The sequence below is a fragment of the Actinoallomurus sp. CA-150999 genome (assembly GCF_050942425.1).
In the GTDB taxonomy this organism is placed as follows: Bacteria; Actinomycetota; Actinomycetes; order Streptosporangiales; family Streptosporangiaceae; genus Actinoallomurus.
Map to the genome: position 1 here is coordinate 1,704,744 of NZ_CP192063.1, position 20,634 is coordinate 1,725,377.

A 20,634-nucleotide genomic window follows, 5' to 3' on the forward strand; every position below is an offset into this window, starting at 1 on the left:
TCGCTCGGTGGCGTCGACGGCCCATGGGCGGGCCCGCCATCGGCGTCGCGCGCCGGTGAGCGTCCCTCGGCGGCGTCGACGGTCCTCCAGCGGGCCCGCCGTCGGCGCTGCGCGTCATTCCGCCTTGGCGGCCTCCAGGACCGGTACTCCGGCGGCGCGGCGGGCGGGCAGGGCCGACGTCGCCCACGTCACGGCGCCCGCGCCGCCGACGACCACGGCGAGCAGCCACCACGGCAGGTGCACCCGGATGTACGAGCTGCCGGTGGCCACGTGCAGCAGCGCGACGGTGCCGACGGCGGTCGCCATGCCGAGCAGCACGCCCAGCAGTACGACGGTCGCGGCCTCCCAGCGGACGATCGACCGGATCTGCCGCACGGTCGTCCCGACCGCGCCGAGCATGCCGAACTCCCGCGTCCTTTCGAAGACGCTGAGCGACATCGTCGTGGCCATCCCGAACAGGGAGATCACCAGCGACATCCCGATGAACCCGTAGACCACCCGCAGGCCCTTCTCCATGGACGCGACGGCGACCCGGACGTAGGCCGCCGGCTCGTACACCCGCGCGACCGGGACGTCGGCGACGGCCGCCGCGAGGGCTCGCGTGGGCGCGGTGCCCCGGACCAGCACGGCCGACGTGGTCGCGCCCGGGTCGAGCATCGCCATCGTGGCCGGGGCGACGAGCGCCTGGTCGGCGAACACGTGCGAGGGGTCGTGGTAGCGGCCGGCCACGGTGAGCGTCACGTTGCCGCGCGCTCCGTGCACGACGATCCGGCGGCCCGGCCACAGGTGATACGCCGTCACGAGCGGCGACGCGACTCCGATCTCGCCGGGCCGCAGGGCGGGCAGGTGCCCGCCGAAGCGCAGCACCGGCCGTACGTCGGACGCGCCGGTCACGTTGAGGAAGACCGGCGGGCCGGGGACCTCGTCGGCGATCTTCATCTTCGGCGACACGAGCTCTACCTCCGTGCGCGTCAGCGCGACCGCGGCGGTCACCCCGGGGACGCGTGCGACCCGGGCCGCCGTGTCGCCGGGCAGCGGGGCGGCACCGTCCGAGGTGCGGCCGTTGGTCGCGATGACGTGGTCGGCCGCGAGCGTCTGCGCGCCGGCCTCGGCGCCGCGCTGATGAACGGAGGTGATCAGCAGTCCGGTCGCGGCGACGAGCGCCACGCCGAGCATGAGCGAGGCGGCGGCCGAGGAGACCCGGCGGGGGCTGCGCGTGATCGTGGCGCGGGCGAGCCGGCCCGACTCGCCGCTGACGAGCATGCCGAGCCGCCCGACCAGGCCGCCGAGCGGCCCGACGAAGAACGGCGCGAGCACCGCCAGCCCCGACACGCACACCATCGAGCCCATGAGGATGAGCACCACGATCCCGATGGTCCGGTCGATCCCGACCTCGGTCTTGTCGTTCGCGACCGCGAAGACGGGGCCGAAGAACATCCACGACGCCCCGAAGATCGCCAGGGCGCCGACGAGCCGGGGCCAGATCCGTCCCCGGCCCTCCGCGGTGGACGACCGCAGCGCCTCGATCGGCGCGATCCGCGCCGCGCGGCGGGCCGGCCGCCAGGCGGCCAGCTGCGTGGTCACGACGCCCGCGGCGAACGGGAAGACCAGCGCGACCCAGCCGACCTGCACCTCACCGGCGGAGATGTCGAAGCCGTCCTGGGCGAACAGCCGCGTGAGGATCTCCGACACGCCGTACCCGGCCACAAGGCCGCCCGCCGAGGCGACCACCCCCAGGACCAGCGCCTCGAAGCGGACCAGCCGCTTGATCTGCCGGGGCCGGGCCCCGATCGCCGACAGCAGGGCCAGCCGCCGGGTGCGCTGACGGACCAGCGTTCCGAAGGCGTTCGCGACCACGAACAGGCCGGTGAACACCGCGACCGACGCCAGCATGCCGATCGCCCCGCCGACGGACGCCCCCGCCCCCTGCAGCTCGGCCGACTGCCGGTGCCGTACGTCGGAGGCCTTCCGCACGACGTCCGGGCGCATCACCGGGACCAGCCGGGCGCGCAGCGCGGCGGCCGTGACGCCCGGCGCGGCCTTCACCCACAGGCCCTGCCAGGTGCCCGGCCGCAGCCCGGCGGCGCGATGAACGGCCGTCGGCGTGCCGAGGATCAGGTCGCCGGAGGCCACCGCCCCCCGCCCTCGTACGGTGACGACGCCGACGACCCGCACGCGCTGCGTGGAGTTCGGCAGCAGCAGCGTCGTGGCCGAGCCGGCGTGGAGCCCTCCGGCGCTCGCGACGTGCCGTACGACGGCCACCTCGTCATCGGCGGCCGGCGCCCGCCCGGAGACCAGGTGATAGGCGCTCAGGCGGGCGTCGGGGATCCAGGGGCGGAGCGCGGTCCCCGCGCCCGCCGGCGGCGTCACCGGCCTTCCGTGCGCGCCGACGATCGTGACCGGCACGGCCGCGTCACCGGCGACGGCCGCGACGCCCGGCACCGAGGCGATCGCGCCGGGCCGTACCTCACCCTGCGGCACGCTGAACACGTCATCCGGGTCGGCGCCGCGCGGCTGCACCAGCACGTCGACCCTGGCGTACTCGCTGGCGTCCGATCCGGACACCGCCGCCTCCGCCCGCAGCGCGAACTGCAGCGCCCCCGACATCAACCCCACGGAGAACAGCACGGCGAGCATCGTCGCGGTCAGCCGCGCCCAGTCCTGCGCGAACGACCGGCGGGCGATCAGCCACATGCTCAGGCCTCCATCCGGCGCATCACGTCGTGCACCGCGTCGATCGTCGGCCCGGCCAGCTCGTACACGATCCGGCCGTCCGCGAGGAACAGCACCCGGTCGGCGTACGACGCGGCGAGCGGGTCGTGCGTCACCATGACGACCGTCTGGCCGTACGTGTCCACTGCCGCGCGCAGGAACCGCAGCACCTCCCCGCCGGCCGAGGAGTCGAGGTTGCCGGTCGGCTCGTCGGCGAACACCACCTCCGGCCGGGTCAGCAGCGCCCGCGCGACCGCGACCCGCTGCTGCTGCCCGCCGGACAGCTCGGCCGGCCGGTGCCCGAGGCGCTCGCGCAGCCCGAGCGCGTCCACGAGGGTCCGGAACCACTCCCGGTCCACCCGCCGCGCGGCCATCCGCGCGGTCAGCCGGATGTTCTCCTCGGCGGTCAGCATCGGCATCAGGTTGAACGCCTGGAAGACGAAGCCCAGCTTCTCGCCGCGCAGTCTCGTGAGGCGCGTCCGGGACAGCCGCGTGATGTCCACCCCGTCGATCACGACCGAGCCCGACGTCACGGTGTCCAGCCCGGCGAGGCAGTGCAGGAACGTCGACTTGCCCGACCCCGAGGGCCCCATGATCGCGGTGAACTGCCCGCGCGCGAAGGAGGCCGAGACGCCGCGCAGCGCGGCCACCGTGTTCTCCCCGGAGCCGTACGTCTTCACGAGTGAGTCCGCCTGAGCCACCGGCGCCAGGACGGTCGTCTGTGTCATGCCTCAACCCAACCCCGTACGGGCCGGAGGCACATTGGCGCGACCTGGAGAGCCGGAGTAGGGCTGACCCCACCTGGTACCCCACCCGTACGCCGAGTGGACCGCCCACCACACCGACGACCACCGCTGATCCGGACGGCCGTTCTATGGTGATCTACGGCAGGGGAGGCCGACGGGGTGGGGGTCACAGTGAGCGAGCGCGCGATCCGCCGGTTGAGGAATCTCGGCCCGATCGTCGCCGGCGGTGTTCTCGGCGTCGTGCTGACCGTCGCGGTGGGCGTCGCGGCGTCGTGGCCGCGATCCGCGGTCGTCTACCGGAGCCGCCAGCCGTCGACCGTCGCCTACCAGGACGGGGCGCCGCACTATCTCGGCCTGATCCGCGACCGTTCAACGCTCGCCGGTGAGTCCTACCACCTGATGATCGGCCGTGATCCGAGCCTGTCGTACGGTCATCGGATCCGCGTCGACACCGCCATGTCGGTCGCCGTCGGCTCGATCGAGTGGCGGGCCGACGGTGTGCGAGTCCGCTTCACCACCGGACACGAGTTGTTCGTCCCCGCGCGGTACTTCACGTTCGGCCGGTGATCGGGGGTCAGCACCGGCCGTCGACGGAGACGTGCTCCCAGGCGTCCAGGCCGGCCGCCGATCCGGTGCGGACCGGAGGCACATCGGCACGCCCCGGAGAGCCGGAGTAGGGCCGGCCCTACCCGGACGGGTCTACCGCATCTCGGCATTCCGCCCTACTGATCTTCGCGCTCGCCGTCGGTTGGCTGGCATCGACCCGCCCCCGACGCAGGAGCACCCGCATGACGATCACCGTCTCCCCTCCGCCGATCACAGGCCACCCGGGCGACCCACGGAAGCGCGTGCGCCGTCGTGAGCCCGACCGCTGGGTGTTCGTGGCGGAGCCACACCTGTACGCGCTGTTCGCCGGGTTCGCGGGCGTCTTCGCCGCCACGGCGGGAACGGCCGCGCATCGCGCCTGGGGAACGGCAGCGGCGGTCGGCTACGCGTGCGCCGCGCTCGTCGCCGTCACGAGCCGGACCGCCGGAAGGGCGTGCGCGTTCGCGGGCGCGGCGCTGGTCCCGCTCGCCGTGCTGATCGCCACCGGGCAGGCTCAGGAGGAGGTCTCCGTGGTGGCGCGGTCCGGCGCCGCGCTCCTGCGCCACGGCACGCCGTACCCGCCCGTGCCCGGTACCGCGTACACCGCCTACGACCCGTACCTGCCGGGGATGGCGGTGTTCGGGCTGACCGGGCTGGATCCGCGGATCCTGTTCACGGGTGTCTTCGCCGCCGCGATCATCGCCGGGATGGTGCTGAGCCGGTCGCATGGCGGGCCGCGCCAGGTCGGGTGCATGGGGGTGCTGATCGTCACCCTCGCCTCCCCGCTGGTCGCCCTGCCGGTCGCGGTCGGCGGCGACGACCTGCCCGTCCTGGGGTGCGCCTGCCTGGGCCTGGCGCTGGCCCGGAACCGGCCGGGCGCGGCGGGGCTCGCGCTGGGCGCCGCCGGAACGCTCAAGCCGACCGCGTGGCCGGTTCTGATCACGGTCTTCTTCCTGCTGCGAGCGCGGCGGAAGGCGCGACGGTACGTCGTCGCCGCGACCGCCGTGCTCACCGCCGGGGTGGGGGTGCCCGCCGCACTGGACCCGTCCGGATTCGTGACCAACGCCGTGCTGTTCCCCCTGGGCCTCACGCCCGCGACCTCGCCCGCCGCGAGCCCCCTGCCCGGGCATCTCCTCACCGGACTCGGCCCGGCCGGGTACGCGGTGGCGGCGGCGCTGCTCGCCCTCGCCGCCGTGGCCGTCGGCGTCTCGCTGGTGCTCCGCCCGCCCACGGACGTCCGGGGCGCGGCGCGCAGGGCGGCGCTCGGCCTCGCCCTGGCGATCTGCCTGCTCCCCGCCGCCCGCTGGGGCTACTTCCTCTACCCGGCGGTCCTGGCCGCGTTCGCCACGCTGCCCGAGCGCCCGGCGGCCACCCGCGAAGGGATCGTGCCGTGCGCCGCTGCCTGATCGTCACCAACGACTTCCCGCCACGGCTGGGCGGCATCGAGACGTTCGCGTACGAGCTGGCGCGCCGGTTCCCGCCGGAGGAGGTCGTCGTCTACACGTCGCGGGAGCCGGGCGGGGACCGGTTCGACGCCCGGCTGCCCTTCCCCGTCGTACGGGACCGGGCCCGCACGCTGCTGCCGACGCGAGCGGTGGCCGGTACGGCGGCGGCCCTGGTGAAGGGGTACGGCTGTGACCGGGTGTGGTTCGGCGCGGCCGCGCCGCTGGGCCTGCTCGCCGGGCCGCTCGGCCTGCCGTCGGTGGCGACCACGCACGGGCACGAGACCGGGTGGGCGGCGCTGCCGGGATCGCGGCAGGTCCTGCGCCGGATCGGTGACCGGGTGGGCACCGTGACGTACCTGACCGAGTACACGCGGCGGCGGATCGCCGGAGCTCTCGGTCCGCTCCCGCGCCTGGCGCGCCTGACGCCCGGGGTGGACGTCTCGATGTTCCGCCCGGACGCCGCGGCCCGGGCGGCGATCCGGCGGCGGTACGCCCTGGGGGAGCGGCCCGTCATCCTGACCGTGTCACGGCTGGTGCCGCGCAAGGGCCAGGATCGGCTGATCGGCGCGCTGCCGCTGGTGCGGCGCGCGGTGCCGGACGCGACGCTGCTGATCGTCGGAACGGGACCGTACGAGGATCGCCTGCGGCGGCTCGCCGGGAACGGTGTCGTGTTCGCGGGCGGGCATCCGCACCACGCGCTGCCGTGGTTCTTCGCGGCAGCGGACGTGTTCGCGCTGCCGTCGCGCAGCCGGCTGGGCGGGCTGGAGGTCGAGGGGCTGGGGATCGTGTTCCTGGAGGCGGCCGCCGCCGGGCTGCCCGTGCTGGCCGGCGATTCGGGCGGCGCGCCCGAGGCCGTACGGGACGGGGAGACCGGGCATGTCGTCGACGGGCGTTCGGTGCCGGACATCGCCGACCGGCTGATCGGGCTGCTGACCGATCCGGGCGCGATGGGCGAGAAGGGCCGCGCCTGGGTGTCGGCCGCGTGGAGCTGGGACCGCTCCTACGAACGCCTGCGCGAGCTGCTGTCGCGTACGGTCGCCTCGTGAGCGACGTACGGGCCGCGGACCCACGGGTGACCGTCTGGCGGGCGCTGGCCCGGAACCCGCTGCGGTTCCTGTGCTCCTCGTGGCCGTGGCGCGCGTTCGCCTACCTCGTCACCGGCGTTCCGATCGGGCTGCTGTGGCTGGCCCTCACCGCCGCGCTGCTGTTCTTCGGCGTGCTGCTGACGCCGGTCGTCGCGGGCGTCGGCCTGCTCGCCTGCGTTCCGCTCCTCGCCGTGGCGCTGGCGGCGGTCGAGCGCCGGCGGTTGCGCTGGCTCGACCCGCGCGCGGCTCCGTCACCGCACCGGGGCGTCCCCCGACCGGGGCGACGGGTTCGGTTCCGGCTGCGGGAGGCGGCGACGTGGCGCGAGCTCGGCTACGCGTTCCTGCACGCGGTCCTGTCGGCGTTCGACGGCGCCGTCGTGTTCGTGTTCGTCGTCGGCGCCGTCGTCCAGGTCGGCGCGCCCGCGTGGGTGGGCGGCGGTGACCGGATCCAGTACGGCTCGACCATGACCGTCGACACACCCGACGAGGCGTGGCTGACCGCGCCGATGGGACTCGTCGTGGCGGTCGTGGGCGTGTACCTCATGACGGTGCTGGCCGGCGCCCGCGTCGCGCTCGCCCGCGCCCTGCTCGTGCCCTCCCACGACACCGAGCTGGGGGAGCGGCTCGTCGCGGTCACCGCCTCCCGGGCCCGGATGGCCGACGCGTTCGAGACCGAGCGGCGGCGCATCGAACGCGACCTGCACGACGGGGCGCAGCAACGGCTGACCGGGCTGATCATGACGCTCGGGCTGGCCCGGCTCGACGGAGATCGCGAGCTGATCGCCAAGGCCCAGGACGAGGCGCGCGCCGCCCTCGCCGAGCTGCGCGACCTCGTACGCGGCATCCACCCGTCGATCCTCACCGACCGGGGACTGGAGGCCGCCGTACGCGCCCTGGCCGAGCGTTCCCCCGTGCCGGTCGACGTGGACGTCGACCTGCCCGCACGGCCGCCCGAACCGATCGAGTCCGCCGCCTACTTCGTGGTCGCCGAGGCGCTGGCCAACGTCGCGAAGCACAGCGGGGCCGGCGGCGCCCGCGTGTTCGCCCGGGTGCTCGGGCGACTGCTCGTCATCGAGATCCGCGACGACGGCACGGGCGGCGCCGACCCGGAAGGCGGCACCGGCCTGCAGGGCCTCGCCGACCGGGTCGCCGTCTACGACGGGTCGCTCCGGCTGTCCAGCCCGCCCGGCGGCCCTACGATCATTCGGGTGGAGATCCCATGCGGGTAGTGCTCGCCGAGGACTCGGTGCTGCTGCGCGAGGGCCTCACCCAGATCCTCGGCCGGTTCGGCCACGAGACGGTCGCGGTCGCCGACGCCCCGGCGCTGATCGCCGCCGTCGCCGACGACCGGCCGGACATCGTCGTCACCGACGTGCGCATGCCCCCGGGCCACCGCGACGAGGGACTGCGCGCCGCGCTGGAGTTGCGGCGCGACGATCCCGGGCTGCCGGTGCTCGTGCTGTCGCAGTACGTCGAGCAGTCCTACGCCGCCGACCTGCTGCAGACCGGCGGTGGCGTGGGATATCTGCTGAAGGACCGCGTCGGGGACGTCGCCGAGTTCCTGGACGGCCTGGAGCGCGTGGCCGGCGGAGGCACCGTCATCGACCCCGAGGTGGTCCGGCGGCTCCTGTCCGGCCGCCGCGGCGGCTCGCCGCTCAGGCGTCTCACCGACCGGGAGCGCCAAGTGCTGGAGCTGATGGCCGAGGGCCGCTCCAACGGCGCGATCGCCCGGCGCCTGGTCGTCAGCGAGGCGGCCGTCGTCAAGCACGTCGGCTCGATCCTGATGAAGCTCGACCTGCCGCTCGCGGCCGACGACCACCGCCGCGTCCTCGCCGTCCTCACCTACCTCCGCGCCTGACGACCACCGTTCCGTTCTCGCCGTCTCGACCTGCCTGGCGGCTGACGACCACCGTTCCGTTCTCGCCGTCCTCACCTGCCTTCGCGGCTGACGACCGGTCCGGCGGATCCCCGCCTTGGCCCTGGAGGCGCCCGCCCGCACGGGTCCCGGCGTGCCGATCCGCGTGAGCCGACGCTTCGGCCGCGGTCCTCGCACGGGGTCAGGGAGTCGCCGGCTGCCAGTCGCGTACTTCGTGGGCCCAGGCGGTCAGACCGGTCACGAATCCCTCCCGGTCCTGCGGAGAAAGGTCGCGTAGGACGCGCACCAGCGGGGCGGACCGCCGGGCGATGAACGCCTCGATCATCGGGCGGTGCCGATCCGCGATGGACACCAGGGTGCGGCGGCGGTTGTCCGGGTCCTCCCGGCGCTCGACCCATCCGGCCCGGCTGAGGTCGCCGACGAGCTCGCTGGCGGTCGACAGGGAGATGCCGAGGCGGCGCGACAGTTCGGTGACGCTCATCGCGTGGGCGCCCAGCAGGTGGGGGAGCACGGCTCCGTGCCGGGCGGTGAGCCCGTGCGTGCGGAAGGCCTCGAGGATCTCCCCGGACATGTCGCCCCGCGCCCGCTGGAAGTAGGCCGCGACCAGCGGAATGAGGGCCAGCACCTCGCGGTATTCCGCCGGGATCGGCGCGTCGGCCGGAGAGGGAGGGGTGTCGCTCACGAGGCTCAGTCTATATATTCGGATATCCAAAGTATTCGATTATCCGAATGGAGATGTGATGATCCTCGTGACGGGAGCGACCGGGAACGTCGGCCGGCAGGTGGTCGAACAGCTGGTGGACGCGGGCGAAGAGGTCTGCGCCCTCACCCGCAGGCCCGACCGGGCCGGCCTGCCGGACACGGTCGAGGTCGTGCGCGGAGACCTCGCCGAGCCGGACACCCTGCCCGCCGCGCTCCGCGGCGTCGAGGCGGCGTTCCTGTTCCCGGTGCCCGGGCGGGTCCCCGGATTCATCGACGTGGCCGAGAAGACCGGCCTCCGCCGTGTCGTCCTGCTGTCCGCCTCCGCGGTCACCTACGAGCGGCCGAACGCGATCGGGCGCGTCCACCAAGGCGCCGAACAGGCGGTCACCGGCGCCGGGCTCCCGTGGACGATCCTGCGGCCCGGCGCCTTCATGGCCAACGACCTGAACTGGGCACGGCAGATCCGGGCCACCGGGGTGGTGCGCGGCATCGGGGACGGCGCCGCCACCGCGCCGATCGACGAACGCGACCTCGCGGCCGTCGCCGTCCGCGCCCTCCTCGATGACGGACACGCCGGAAAGGCCCACCTGCTCACCGGCCCAGAGGCGCTGACCGAGGCGGAACGCGTCCGCGTCCTCGGTGAGGTACTGGGCCGGCCGGTGCGGTTCCAGGAGCTGTCGGTCGAGGAGGGACGCGCGGCGATGCTCGCGCACCTGCCCGCCGAGGTCGTCGACTCCATGCTCGCCATGCGCGCGGAGTCCAAGGAGATGGCCGAGGTGTCGCCGGCTCCGGCCGACCTCCTCGGCCGGGCGCCGTACACCTACGCCGAATGGGCCGCCCACCACGCCGCGGACTTCTCCTGACGCCCGAGAAGCGGGGTCACGCCGGAGCGTCCGGGCGTCGCGTGGGGAAGGGATCACCGGTGTCGCGTACGCCTCGCAGAATCAGCGCCAGGGCGAACCGGAACCGGCCCGCCGGGGTGCCGAGCCCGCGGCACTAGGAAAGGGGCGTCGCGGTGCTGCTGCGGACGATCAGGGAGGGGTCGATGACCAGGTGCGGGTCGTCGGGGCCGTTGCCCTCGATCCGGTCGAGGAGCAGCCGGATGCTGGCCTTGCCGACCGTTTCGAAGTCCTGGCGGACCGTCGTCAGCGGCGGCGCGAAGTACTCGGCCTCGGGGATGTCGTCGAATCCGGCGACGGCCACGTCGTCCGGCACGCGTACGCCCGCCTCGCGGAAGGCGCGCAGCACCCCGAGGGCCATCTGGTCGTTGGCGACGAACACGGCCGTCAGGGCGGCGGCCCGTCCCGTGGCGCCGGCCGCCTGCCCGGCGAGCTGCTGCCCGGCCCGGTAGCCGGACAGCGGGCTCCAGTCGCCGAGCAGGGGAGTCGGAGGCTCGGCTCCCGCGTCCTCCAGGGCCGCGCGCCACCCGGCCATGCGCGACTCCGCCTCGATCCAGTCCTGTGGGCCGGCGACGTGCCAGACGGTGCGGTGACCGGCGGCGAGCAGGTGCTCGGTGATCAGTCGTGCGCCCAGGTGCTGGTTGACCGAGACGCCGGGGATGTCGAGGTCGTGTCCGCCCTCCACGGTGACGATGGGGAAGGGGCGTCGCATCGCCGACAGCGCGACGACCGCCTGGCGCTGTGGGGTGATGACGACCGCGCCCTCGACGCCCCACTCGCCCAGGTGCTCCAGCGCCTGGGTCAGAGACTCACGGCTCAGCCGGCGGAGGTTCACGGTGGAGGTCAGGAACCCTTCGGCGCGGGCCGCCTCCTCGATGCCGGCGAGGGTGCTGGCCGGGCCGAACAGGGCGGTGTTGACGGCGACCACGCCCAGGGTGTGCGTGCGGCTGGTGGCCAGCGCGCGGGCCGAGGAGTTACGGCGATAGCCGAGGTCCTTGATCGCCTGAAGCACCTCCGCGCGGGTGCTGTCCCGTACGTTCGGGTGGCCGCGAAGGACGCGCGACACGGTCTGATGGGACACCCCGACCGCCCGCGCGACATCCTCCATGGTCGGACGGCGCAGCGGAACGTCATCCAGGGGCGAGGGCAGGACTCCTCCCTCCGGGTTCACGTCCTGTTCGGTCCATGTTCGCGCTCACAACTTACCGGGGTCAAGCGAAGAGAGGTCGTACGAACCCCTCCGGAAACCGACCTGGCGGGTCCGTTGACACGTCGTATTGTGAGCGCTAACAATACCGGGGCAATGCGCACTTAACTCGCTCGATACCACCCGATCGACCCGGTTACCCGAGGCTGAGACCGTTCACCCGACGGCGCGCCTCCTCCTGGCAGCCGAGGGTTCGGCGCGAATCCTCGCTCGCCGGCGCGCGCTTTGTTAGCGGTCTCATCCCGAGAGGACCACGTCCCGCTGCTCGAAATACGGAGCCCACGGATCCCCCAGAAACCGGAAGGCGCCATGTTCACCTCGAATCGCAATGGCCGGCGATGGCCGGCCGGCAGCGCACGCACCCGAGCCGCGCTCGTGGTCACGGCATGTTCGGCGTTGCTCGCCGGCGTGCTGACGACCACGGGCGCGGCCGCCGCCGACGGCCCCGCCCTGGCCGGCCACTGGACGCTCGACGAGGGCAGCGGCACCGCCGCCGCCGACTCCTCCGGCAACGGGAACACCGGCACGCTGGGCTCGGGCGCGACCTGGGCCGGCGGGCAGATCGGCCCGCACGCGGTCCAGTTCAACGGCACCGGCAACGGCACCGTGGACATCCCCCAGCCCGTGGTGGACACCTCGCAGAGCTTCACCGTCTCCGCCTGGGTGAAGCTCGACTCCACCGTCGGCTACCAGACCGCGGTCAGCATCGACGGCGGCCAGATCAGCGGCTTCTACCTGCAGCTGAGCGCCGGGTCCGGCGGGTTCTCCTTCACCCGCCGGACCGCCGACGACTCGAACGCGACCGAGGTCCGCGCGGACTCCGGGGTCTCGCCGACCGCCGGCACGTGGTACCACCTCGTCGGCGTGGACGACGCTGCCTCCGGGAAGCTGAAGGTCTACGTCGACGGCGACGAGGGCACCGACGCCGCCTTCACCGCACCCTGGAAGGCCACCGGCCACACGCTCATCGGCCGCGGAAAGTACGGCGGCAACTCGGTCGACTTCGTCCACGGGGCAGTGGACGACGTGCGGTTCTACCAGGGGGCGCTGACCGCCGGCCAGGTGGAGGCGCTCGAGGAGGCCGGGCACTGGACCTACGACGAGGGCAGCGGCACCACCGCCGCCGACTCCTCCGGCAACGGCCACACCGGCACCCTCGGGTCGGGCGCGAGCTGGACGACCGGCCGGGTCGGCGCGCACGCCGTCGCCCTCAACGGCACCGCGAACGGCGAGGTCACCTCCCAGGGCCCCACCGTCGACACCGGCGGTTCGTTCTCCGTCTCCGCCTGGGCGAAGCTCGACCAGACCACCGGCGACCAGGACCTCGCCAGCGTGAACGGCTCGCAGGTCAGCGCGTACGAGCTACAGCTGCGCGGCGGGAGGTTCGCGTTCGCCCGGCCGGCCTCGGACTCCTCGTCGGCGGCCGTCGCGTACGCCGCGGCGAGCGCCGCTCCGAAGGCGGGCCAGTGGTACCACCTGGTCGGCGTGGACGACGTCGCGGCCGGGAGGCTGCAGCTCTACGTCAACGGCCTGCCGGCCGGCTCCGCCGCGTACACGTCGGCGTGGAAGGCCACCGGTGACACGGTCATCGGGGCCGGCCGTACGGGCGACTTTCTTCATGGCGCGGTGGACGACGTGCGGATGTACGGCTACGCGATGTCCCTCCACCAGGTGCAGGACCTCGCCGGCAACATCGGCGGCACGCTCAGCGTCGACGCGGGCAGGTCGCTGCACTCGCTGCCGTCCACCTTCTTCGGCCTGATGACCGAGGACATCAACCACTCGATGACCGGCGGCCTGTACCCCGAGCTGATCAACAACCGCTCGATGATGGCCGACGCCTCCAAGCCGGTGGAGTGGTCCGCGGCCGGTGACGCGGCCATCTCCCTCGACCCCGGAAACCCGCTGAACACGGCCCTGACGCGCTCCCTCAAGGTCGACGTGCACGGCGCCCGCGCGGGCGTCGCCAACGGCGGCTACTGGGGCATCCCGGTCACCCCGCGGAAGACGTACAAGGTCTCGTTCTTCGCCAAGGCGAGCGACGGCCTCACCGGCCCGCTGACCGTCGACGTGGAGAGCACCGACGGCACCAAGGTGTACGCGAGCGCCGACGTCCACGGCGTGGGCGGCGACTGGAAACGGTTCACCGCGACGCTGCGCACCAAGACGGACGCGCCGACGACCGCCGACGCCCGCTTCGTCCTGTCCACGAGCGGCAACGCCGGCCGGACCCTGTGGCTGGACAACGTCTCGCTCTTCCCGCCCACGTACAAGAACGTCAAGAACGGGCTGCGCCCCGACCTGATGAAGCTGTTCGCCGGGCTCAAGCCCGCCTTCATCCGCGAACCGGGCGGCAACTACCTCGAAGGCAACACCATCGGCACCCGGTTCGACTGGAAGAAGACCATCGGACCCGTCTGGACCCGGCCCGGTCACCCGGACGACGCCTGGGGCTACTGGTCCACCGACGGCATGGGCCTGCTGGAGTACCTGGAGTGGTGCGAGCAGCTGGGCGCGGAACCGATGCTGGCGGTCTACGCGGGTTACTCGCTCAACCACTCCTACGTGCCGCAGGACCAGCTGCAGCCGTACGTCCAGGACGCCCTGGACGAGATCGAGTACGCGACGGGCCCCGTCACGAGCACGTGGGGTAAGAAGCGGGCCGAGGACGGGCACCCCGCGCCGTTCAAGATCCGCTATGTGGAGGTCGGCAACGAGGACTGGTTCGACAAGTCCGGCGGTTACGACAACTACCGCTTCCCGATGTTCTACGACGCCATCAAGAAGGCGTACCCGTCGATGCAGCTGATCGCCACGGCACCGGTGACCTCACGGACGCCCGACATCGTCGACGATCACTACTACCAGTCCCCGGGCTGGATGAACACGCACGCCAACCTGTACGACGGCCATTCCCGCAGCGGGCCGAAGGTCCTCGTGGGCGAGTGGGCCGCTCAGGAAGGCGCGCCCACGCCCGACCTGAACGCCGCGATCGGCGACGCGTCCTGGCTCACCGGCCTGGAACGCAACTCCGACCTGGTCATCCAGGAGGCGTACGCCCCGATGCTCGTCAACGTCCACGACGACCGCTGGAAGACCAACCTCATCGGGTTCGACGCGCTGACCAGCTACGGTTCGCCCAGCTACTACGCGCAGAAGATGCTGGCGCGCAACCACGGCGACCAGGTGATCGGCGCGACGTACACCGGCGTCGGCGGCATCAACGTCGTCGCCACGAAGGACGGCCGGAGCGGCAGGATCTACCTGACGGTGGTCAACCCGAGCTCCGCGTCCCAGCCGGTCTCCGTCGACCTCGGCGGCGCGGGACACATCGGACGGCGGGGCACCGCGACGGTGCTCAGCTCCGCGCACCCGGGCGACACCAACACCATCTCCCAACCCGCCAACGTGGTGCCGAAGACCACGACCATCACCGGACTCGGCTCCACGTTCACGCACACGGTCCCGGCGTACTCGGTCACCGTGCTCACCCTGAACTGACCCCCCACCGGCCCGGCGCGGCGACCGCAGCACGCGGTCGCCGCGCCGCGGCAGGTCAGTAGCGGGTGTCCAGCGAGACCGGCTCCCAGCGCTCCAGGTCGGCCAGCTGCCCCTGGAGCTTCCGCCGGATCCGCTCCACCGCCTCCGGGCCGAGCGGCAGACGCAGCGGCGAGTCCTCCTCGTCGACGGCCCGGACGATCGCCTCGGCGGCCTTGGCCGGGTCGTTCGGCTGCGCGCCGTCCTGGGCGGAGAACCGCTTCCGCAGGGCCCCGGCCGGCGTTTCCCGGTAGTCGTCGATCGGGTCGGCGAACCGCATCGACCGGCCGGCGAAGTCCGTACGGAACGGTCCCGGCTCGACGAGCGTGACCCGGATCCCGAGCGGCGCGACCTCTCCGGCCAGCGCCTCGGACATCCCCTCCAGAGCGAACTTGGAGGTCGCGTAGATGGCGTGGCCCGGGTTGCCGACCACGCCGCCGACCGAGGACATCTGCACGATGTGCCCGCGCCTGCGGGACCGCATGTGGGGGAGCACCGCCCGGGTCACGGCGATCACACCGAGCACGTTGGTGGAGAGCACCGCGTTGATCTGCTCGTCGGACAACTCCTCCAGCGCGCCGAGCAGACCGTGGCCGGCGTTGTTGACCAGCACGTCGATCCGCCCGAACCCCTCGATCGCCGTGCCGACCGCGGTCGCCACCTGCGCCGGGTCGGTGACGTCGAGGGCGACCGCGCGGACGCGGTCCGGTGCCCGCTCCACCAGGTCCTTGACCGTCTGCGGGTCCCGCGCCGTGGCGACGACACGCTCACCGCGGGCGAGCACCGCATCGGCGATCGCACGCCCGAGGCCGCTGCTGGTGCCGGTGATGAACCACACGCGGGCGTCGTTTCCCATGTCAGGCATACTCGATCCTTCTCGGTAGGCTAGTTTGAGTATCAAAGTTTGACCCTCAAAGTATTTTAGTTCGAAGGATGTGTCCAGTGGCCTCAGAGCAGGACGAGCTCCCGCCCGACTCGGTCGGCGCCGACTTCGCGGAGTGGATCGAGCAGATGCCCTCCGGCGTCGACCCCGTCGTCGAGGCCGCTCGCCAGCGGATCGGCCGGATCGCGCGGCAGTTCGGGCGCGTCCTCGAACGCGTCGCCGACCGGCAGGGCGTCACCGTCGGCGACTGGGCCGCGCTGTCCGTCCTGCAACGCTCCGGCCCGCCGTACGAACGCACGCCCAAGCAACTGGCCGACGCCCTCGGCCTGACACCCGGCACCATCAGTGTGCGCATCGACCGCCTCCTCCGAGCCGGTCTCGTCGAGCCGGCGCCCGCCGCCGACGGCCGCAGCCGCCCGGTCCGCCTGACGGCGGAGGGGCGCCGCCTCTGGAGCGACGCCACCGCGCAACGCACGATCGAGGACCGCCGCCTATTCGAGCGAGCGTTGAACAGGGAGGAACTCGACCACCTCAACACATTGCTAGCCCCACTACTGGCCGGTCTGGAAGCGGAGTTCGGCCCCGCCCCCCGCCACGACCGGCTGCGCCCCGGCGCCTGAGCACGGCCGATGCCCACCTTGCCGCCGGTCTTGACGGCGCAATCTTCGCGGATCAGGGCAATCGAAGGTCACCAGCGACGGCAACGTGTCCACGGCGACGGCATGGCCGGTGGCTCAGTCGTAGAGGGCGCCGATCAGGGCGCCTTGGCCCGACTGGAGGACGTGAGCCGCCTCCAGCGGTATCCAGAAACACTCGAACGCCGTGGGCTCCCGCTCGCCGTCGTGAAGTTCCTGACTGAGCCATCGCTCCGGCGCCGGCTCGGCCAGATTCAGGGCGAAGACGTGCCGCCGCTGAACCTCGAAGCGGTACGGGCTGATGTCGTACGTGACCTCTCCCAGCTTCCGGGTGATGGTGAACCGGGTGAGACCGGTCTCCTCCCGGGCCTCGCGAAGGGCGGCCTCCTCCGGCGCCTCACCCCGGCGAATGCCGCCGCCGGGAACCTGGATGCCGACCTCCTCGTAGGACCGGCCGACGTGCCGGAAGACCAGCAGCCGTCCGTCGCGGACGACGTAACAGAGCACCTTGTCCTTGACGACCTTCTCGGTCATGGCGCCTCAGCCCGCGGTGATCAGGAACGCCAGCGCGCCGACCAGCGCCAGGACGACGGCGTCGACAGAGACCATCGTCACGGAGTCGCGGACCCGCAGGCGGCTGATGATCGCACCGCACATCAGTGCGGTCAGACCGATCGCCGCGACCGCGGCGAGGCCCGGAAACGCCATGCCGATCAGCAAACCGGCACCACCCGCCGCCTCGAGTGACCCGATCGCACGCCACAGCTCTGGTGGCAGGCCGAGATGGTCACGGATCTTCAACGACTCCGGTAGGTCCACGACCTTGACCATGCCGGTCACCACGAAGAGCAGTCCTAGGATCACCGACAGTGTGATGGTCATGACGTGCATCCTCGTCCTCCGGCGCATCGAGCGACTGAACGGTCATCATCGGTCACTTGAACGGTTCTGTTCAATCCGTAACCATTCGCGCACGAACCGCCTTCTCGGCCGGTCGCGCATGGAACCGGGCTTCCCGCCGTCCGCGATCGACCGCCTCCTCGCCACCGGCGAACCCGGCACCCCGTGACAGCGGCGGCATCCGCGACCCGGGAAAGTGGCCGATACCGTGCCATCTGTGATCGATAAGGAAAGAGCCCAGGGCGGGCGGCAGACCGACGCGGCGATCGAGGCCTTCTTGGCCGGCCGGCCAGACGACGCCCGCAGGGTGACCCTGCGCCCGCTCGCCGGCAGTGATCAGCGCGAGTTCCTCGATCTGGTGAGCGTCAGCGAAGACCTGCATCGTCCGTGGATGTCCCTGCCCTCCACTCCGGAGCGGTTCCAGGCGTACGTCGCGCGGTACGAGCAGCCCGACGAGGAGTCGCTGCTGGTCTGCGTGCGCGGCACCGGCGCCATCGCCGGCATGGTCAACATCAACAGCATCATCCGCGGGCGCCTCCAGTCCGGCGCCCTCGCCTACGCCGCCTTCGCTCCCACCGCCGGTCAGGGCTACCTGACCGAAGGACTCGACCTGGTGGTGCGGTACGCCTTCGAGCAGTTGCGGCTTCACCGACTCGAAGCCCAGATCCAGCCCGACAACCATGCCTCCATCCGGCTGATCCGCCGGGTCGGCTTCCGGCACGAGGGCAACTCGCCGGAGTTCCTGTTCATCGACGGCGCCTGGCGAGACCACGAACGGTGGGCCATCACCAACACCATGATCGACATCAGGCCGACCGCTCCCCATCCGACCCTGCCCGAACGCTGAGCACCGGCCGGGGGCGCGAGTGCGAGCGGCCGGCGAGCCGGGTGGCGGTGGCCCCCGACTCCGGCCGGGCGGCGGCGGACCCGGCCGACCTACCGTTGTGCGACGGTCGCGAACACGCCCCGCGCAGCCGCCCCGTCCGGCCAGGTCCACCCGGCGACGAGGCGTCCGGGCGCCCCCTCCGCGGCCTCCTCCGCCCGCAGGACGCGGTTGATCCGCACATCGGACCCGTCGACAGGGCTGATTCCGTGCACGACCACGGTCGGGTCCGGGGTGTCGCTCACGCTCTGGCGCTGCGGCACCGCCTCGCCGCGCAGAAGCGCGCGCAACCGCGCCGTCACCACCGGGTCGTGGACACCGTCGTAGATCCACCGCTTGCCGAGCACCCCGTGCTCGGAGGTGCCGATCAGCGCCGCGCCGGGAACGCCCTCCAGCGCCGCACCGCGGTAGCCCATCGGCACCAGGTACGCCACCGGCTCCCGCGCGCCGGCGTCGACCACAACCATGAGCTCGATCCCGACCTCGCCCTCCGGGTCGTCCAACCGGAACCCGCCGGCCTTGAGCAGCTCCGGCGATCCCGCACCGCCCACATACCAGCTCTGAGCCGGCAGCCACTCGGCGAGCAGCTCCAGCTTGGTGGGCGTCATGGTGGTGTGGTGGATGAAGGCCATACGAGCTTCCTCACGCGTGTCTCTACCGGGCTGTGATCGAGAACCTATCGGGGCAGGACCAAGGGGGAGCGGCGCGGTCAACCGACGGGCGAGCCACAGATAGGCGGCGGCGGTGAGCATGCCGATCGTGACGACCGCGAGCAGGAGCCGGTAGTCGGCGACGGACACCAGTGCGGCACCCGCCGCGATGGAGATCGTCTGCGGACCGCTGATCAGCGTTTCGGCCGCGGTGGAGACCCGGCCGATCAGGGGGCCGGGCGTGTGCCGCTGTATCACGGTGGTGAACCCGGTGATCATTATGGTCAGGCCCAGGCCGCCGGTGACCTTGCCCAGGAGGATGACGGGCAGCCAGGGAAAGGCGATGAGGGCGTCGGCGACTCCGATCGCCGCCATGCCGATCGCGATCGCCGCGAGTTCACCGACGCCTCGGGCGAGCCGGCCGGCCCACAGTCCTCCGGCGATGGCGCCGACGCCCTGGGCCGAGGCGAGCACGCCGACGAACGCGGCCGGCCGGTGCAGGCCCTGTCCGACGACCGCGAACAGCACCGACTCATTGATGCCGATGACCAGGAAGCCGATGGCCGTGGCGATCGTCATGCGACGCAGTGCCGCTTCGGTCCTGATGTGCGACAGTCCTGCGGTCAGTTCGCTCAGCCAGTGCAGACCCGAGGGCGCCGGCGGCTCCTCGTGCAGGCGCATGCGGGCGATGGCCACCGCGGCGACCAGGAAGGTGACCGCGTCGATCGCGGCGACGGCCGCGCCGCCTAACGCGGCGAACAGCGCCGCGCCCGCGAGCGGACCGCCCAGCCGGAGCCCTTCCCGGACCGTCTGCAGGGTGCCGTTGGCGTCGGCCAGCAGGTCGTCGGCGAGCAGTTCCTTCAACAGGCCGCTGAGCGCGGCGGCGATCGTCACCGACGAGACGCCGTAGAGCGCGGCGACCGTGTAGATGATCCAGACGTCGGCGGCGTCGCGTACGGCGAACAGCGGGAGCAGCATCAGCGCCGAGGCGAGGTTGGCGACGACGAGGAAGGGGCGGTGCCGGAAGCGGTCGACCAGCCAGCCGCCGAGCGGCGCCAGGACGTACGGCACCGCGATGAACAGGGTGACCAGCCCGGCCGCGCCGTTGGAGCCGGTGAGACTCTTGACCCAGATGGCGTACACCAGCATCAACAGCGCGTCGCCGACCATGCTCGCGGCCAGGCCGGCGAACAGCAGCCGGAACGCGGGAATCCGGAAGACGGCGCGCATCAGTCTTCGGCGTACGGTTCGGCGGGCACGGCCCAGGCGAAGACCCGGACCCGGCGGGCCCCAGGGGGACGTCCGGCCGGGTCCCGGCGCTCCTTGTGGCGGCCGACGATCGCGGTGATGGCCTCGTTGAGCTCTTTCAGCTCCTCCACGGTGAGCCAGTCGATGTTCTGGACCCAGTTCGCGGCGTCCTGCCATTCGGGCGGATCGGTGCGCCGCCACGCCTGCCAGTCACGCAACCCGGCGAACTCCTGCTCGACGAACTGGGCGCTGAGCGCGTCGCTCGCGGCGGCGACCTCACCGGACTCGTCACTGTCACCCCACGACAACGCATGCGGCACCGGCCGCCACGGGCGATGCCGGCCCTTGCCGCCGCCGGCCTCCTCGACGAAGCCGTACTTGGCGAGCTGACGCAGATGCCAGGAGCAGTTCGCCGAGCTCTCCCCGATCATCTCGGCGAGTTCGGTGGCGGTCGCGGTGCCGCGCTCGTACAGGGCCTGGCTCAGCCGCATGCGTACGGGGTGGGCGAGCGCACGCAGTTCGCCGGGGTCGCGGAGCTTCCGTTCCGGTGTCTCCATGTCGGGGACGATAGCTCTGAAAAGACTCTTTCGAAAGAGTCTTTTCATGCTGTGCTAGTACAGTCCATCGGGCGTCGATGTTGG

18 protein-coding genes are annotated in these 20,634 nt (G+C 72.5%); 9 read left to right on the forward strand and 9 right to left on the reverse strand.

Annotation, left to right across the window (positions count from 1 at the left end; translation table 11 throughout):
* Positions 1-114: 114 nt before the first annotated feature.
* On the reverse strand, positions 115-2,694 hold the full coding sequence (locus ACQP2O_RS08105) for an FtsX-like permease family protein (RefSeq protein WP_433181363.1): 2,580 nt from the start codon (positions 2,692-2,694) through the stop codon (positions 115-117).
* A gap of 2 nt (positions 2,695-2,696) precedes the next feature.
* Complete coding sequence (locus ACQP2O_RS08110; RefSeq protein WP_433181365.1) at positions 2,697-3,440, reverse strand: ABC transporter ATP-binding protein; 744 nt, start codon at positions 3,438-3,440, stop codon at positions 2,697-2,699.
* Positions 3,441-3,617: 177 nt separating this feature from the next.
* Between ACQP2O_RS08110 and ACQP2O_RS08115 the strand changes: the two genes are divergently transcribed.
* The 5 genes from ACQP2O_RS08115 to ACQP2O_RS08135 all read left to right on the forward strand — a co-directional run bounded on the left by ACQP2O_RS08115 (position 3,618) and on the right by ACQP2O_RS08135 (position 8,431).
* Positions 3,618-4,025 (forward strand): hypothetical protein, encoded by a 408-nt coding sequence (locus ACQP2O_RS08115; protein ID WP_433181367.1) that lies wholly within the window; start codon positions 3,618-3,620, stop codon positions 4,023-4,025.
* Between the two features lie 221 nt (positions 4,026-4,246).
* On the forward strand, positions 4,247-5,449 hold the full coding sequence (locus ACQP2O_RS08120; protein ID WP_433181369.1) for a glycosyltransferase 87 family protein: 1,203 nt from the start codon (positions 4,247-4,249) through the stop codon (positions 5,447-5,449).
* Positions 5,434-6,534, forward strand: a complete 1,101-nt coding sequence (locus ACQP2O_RS08125) for a glycosyltransferase family 4 protein (RefSeq protein WP_433181371.1) — start codon at positions 5,434-5,436, stop codon at positions 6,532-6,534. The genes ACQP2O_RS08120 and ACQP2O_RS08125 overlap by 16 nt, the downstream gene beginning before the upstream one ends.
* On the forward strand, positions 6,531-7,802 hold the full coding sequence (locus ACQP2O_RS08130; protein ID WP_433181373.1) for a sensor histidine kinase: 1,272 nt from the start codon (positions 6,531-6,533) through the stop codon (positions 7,800-7,802). The genes ACQP2O_RS08125 and ACQP2O_RS08130 overlap by 4 nt, the downstream gene beginning before the upstream one ends.
* Positions 7,793-8,431, forward strand: a complete 639-nt coding sequence (locus ACQP2O_RS08135; RefSeq protein WP_433181375.1) for a response regulator transcription factor — start codon at positions 7,793-7,795, stop codon at positions 8,429-8,431. The genes ACQP2O_RS08130 and ACQP2O_RS08135 overlap by 10 nt, the downstream gene beginning before the upstream one ends.
* Before the next feature lie 199 nt (positions 8,432-8,630).
* Here ACQP2O_RS08135 and ACQP2O_RS08140 read toward each other — a convergent pair whose 3' ends face one another.
* Positions 8,631-9,131 (reverse strand): MarR family winged helix-turn-helix transcriptional regulator, encoded by a 501-nt coding sequence (locus ACQP2O_RS08140; RefSeq protein ID WP_433181377.1) that lies wholly within the window; start codon positions 9,129-9,131, stop codon positions 8,631-8,633.
* 58 nt (positions 9,132-9,189) lie between these two features.
* Here ACQP2O_RS08140 and ACQP2O_RS08145 point away from each other — a divergent pair, with 58 nt between their 5' ends.
* Positions 9,190-10,014 carry an NAD(P)H-binding protein gene (locus ACQP2O_RS08145; protein ID WP_433181379.1) on the forward strand — a complete coding sequence of 275 codons (825 nt, stop codon included), beginning with the start codon at positions 9,190-9,192 and terminating at the stop codon, positions 10,012-10,014.
* Between the two features lie 133 nt (positions 10,015-10,147).
* Here the strand turns inward: ACQP2O_RS08145 and ACQP2O_RS08150 are convergent, their stop codons facing one another.
* A complete protein-coding gene (locus ACQP2O_RS08150) occupies positions 10,148-11,158 on the reverse strand; it encodes a LacI family DNA-binding transcriptional regulator (RefSeq protein ID WP_433190964.1) in 1,011 nt (336 codons plus the stop codon).
* 408 nt (positions 11,159-11,566) lie between these two features.
* Between ACQP2O_RS08150 and ACQP2O_RS08155 the strand changes: the two genes are divergently transcribed.
* Positions 11,567-14,758: a LamG-like jellyroll fold domain-containing protein gene (locus ACQP2O_RS08155; RefSeq protein WP_433181381.1), complete on the forward strand. Its 3,192-nt coding sequence runs from the start codon at positions 11,567-11,569 to the stop codon at positions 14,756-14,758.
* 55 nt (positions 14,759-14,813) lie between these two features.
* On the opposite strand, the gene ACQP2O_RS08160 is transcribed toward ACQP2O_RS08155, so the two are convergent.
* Positions 14,814-15,659, reverse strand: coding sequence for an SDR family oxidoreductase (locus ACQP2O_RS08160; RefSeq protein WP_433181383.1), 846 nt, complete (start codon positions 15,657-15,659; stop codon positions 14,814-14,816).
* Between the two features lie 77 nt (positions 15,660-15,736).
* On the opposite strand from ACQP2O_RS08160, the gene ACQP2O_RS08165 reads away from it, so the two are divergent.
* On the forward strand, positions 15,737-16,297 hold the full coding sequence (locus tag ACQP2O_RS08165) for a MarR family winged helix-turn-helix transcriptional regulator (RefSeq protein WP_433181385.1): 561 nt from the start codon (positions 15,737-15,739) through the stop codon (positions 16,295-16,297).
* A 114-nt stretch (positions 16,298-16,411) separates the two neighbouring features.
* Here the strand turns inward: ACQP2O_RS08165 and ACQP2O_RS08170 are convergent, their stop codons facing one another.
* Together ACQP2O_RS08170 and ACQP2O_RS08175 are read right to left on the reverse strand one after the other, a co-directional pair.
* A complete protein-coding gene (locus ACQP2O_RS08170) occupies positions 16,412-16,846 on the reverse strand; it encodes an NUDIX hydrolase (protein ID WP_433181387.1) in 435 nt (144 codons plus the stop codon).
* A gap of 6 nt (positions 16,847-16,852) precedes the next feature.
* The gene (locus tag ACQP2O_RS08175) at positions 16,853-17,194 is read right to left on the reverse strand and encodes a DoxX family protein (protein WP_433181389.1); all 342 of its coding nucleotides are present in this window, start codon (positions 17,192-17,194) and stop codon (positions 16,853-16,855) included.
* 235 nt (positions 17,195-17,429) lie between these two features.
* Here ACQP2O_RS08175 and ACQP2O_RS08180 point away from each other — a divergent pair, with 235 nt between their 5' ends.
* A complete protein-coding gene (locus ACQP2O_RS08180) occupies positions 17,430-18,059 on the forward strand; it encodes a GNAT family N-acetyltransferase (RefSeq protein WP_433181390.1) in 630 nt (209 codons plus the stop codon).
* Between the two features lie 89 nt (positions 18,060-18,148).
* Here ACQP2O_RS08180 and ACQP2O_RS08185 read toward each other — a convergent pair whose 3' ends face one another.
* Positions 18,149-19,975 (reverse strand): MFS transporter, encoded by a 1,827-nt coding sequence (locus ACQP2O_RS08185; RefSeq protein ID WP_433181391.1) that lies wholly within the window; start codon positions 19,973-19,975, stop codon positions 18,149-18,151.
* Positions 19,975-20,550: a winged helix-turn-helix domain-containing protein gene (locus ACQP2O_RS08190; RefSeq protein ID WP_433181393.1), complete on the reverse strand. Its 576-nt coding sequence runs from the start codon at positions 20,548-20,550 to the stop codon at positions 19,975-19,977. The genes ACQP2O_RS08185 and ACQP2O_RS08190 overlap by 1 nt, the downstream gene beginning before the upstream one ends.
* Positions 20,551-20,634 lie beyond the last annotated feature (84 nt).

Coding starts and splice junctions, on each gene's coding strand:
- ACQP2O_RS08120 (WP_433181369.1), top strand. CDS start 4,247: ATGACGATCACCGTCTCCCCTCCGCCGATCACAGGCCACCCGGGCGAC.
- ACQP2O_RS08135 (WP_433181375.1), top strand. CDS start 7,793: ATGCGGGTAGTGCTCGCCGAGGACTCGGTGCTGCTGCGCGAGGGCCTC.
- ACQP2O_RS08105 (WP_433181363.1), bottom strand. CDS start 2,694: ATGTGGCTGATCGCCCGCCGGTCGTTCGCGCAGGACTGGGCGCGGCTG.
- ACQP2O_RS08190 (WP_433181393.1), bottom strand. CDS start 20,550: ATGGAGACACCGGAACGGAAGCTCCGCGACCCCGGCGAACTGCGTGCG.
- ACQP2O_RS08110 (WP_433181365.1), bottom strand. CDS start 3,440: ATGACACAGACGACCGTCCTGGCGCCGGTGGCTCAGGCGGACTCACTC.
- ACQP2O_RS08150 (WP_433190964.1), bottom strand. CDS start 11,158: ATGGAGGATGTCGCGCGGGCGGTCGGGGTGTCCCATCAGACCGTGTCG.
- ACQP2O_RS08185 (WP_433181391.1), bottom strand. CDS start 19,975: ATGCGCGCCGTCTTCCGGATTCCCGCGTTCCGGCTGCTGTTCGCCGGC.
- ACQP2O_RS08160 (WP_433181383.1), bottom strand. CDS start 15,659: ATGCCTGACATGGGAAACGACGCCCGCGTGTGGTTCATCACCGGCACC.
- ACQP2O_RS08170 (WP_433181387.1), bottom strand. CDS start 16,846: ATGACCGAGAAGGTCGTCAAGGACAAGGTGCTCTGTTACGTCGTCCGC.
- ACQP2O_RS08145 (WP_433181379.1), top strand. CDS start 9,190: ATGATCCTCGTGACGGGAGCGACCGGGAACGTCGGCCGGCAGGTGGTC.
- ACQP2O_RS08175 (WP_433181389.1), bottom strand. CDS start 17,194: ATGACCATCACACTGTCGGTGATCCTAGGACTGCTCTTCGTGGTGACC.
- ACQP2O_RS08155 (WP_433181381.1), top strand. CDS start 11,567: ATGTTCACCTCGAATCGCAATGGCCGGCGATGGCCGGCCGGCAGCGCA.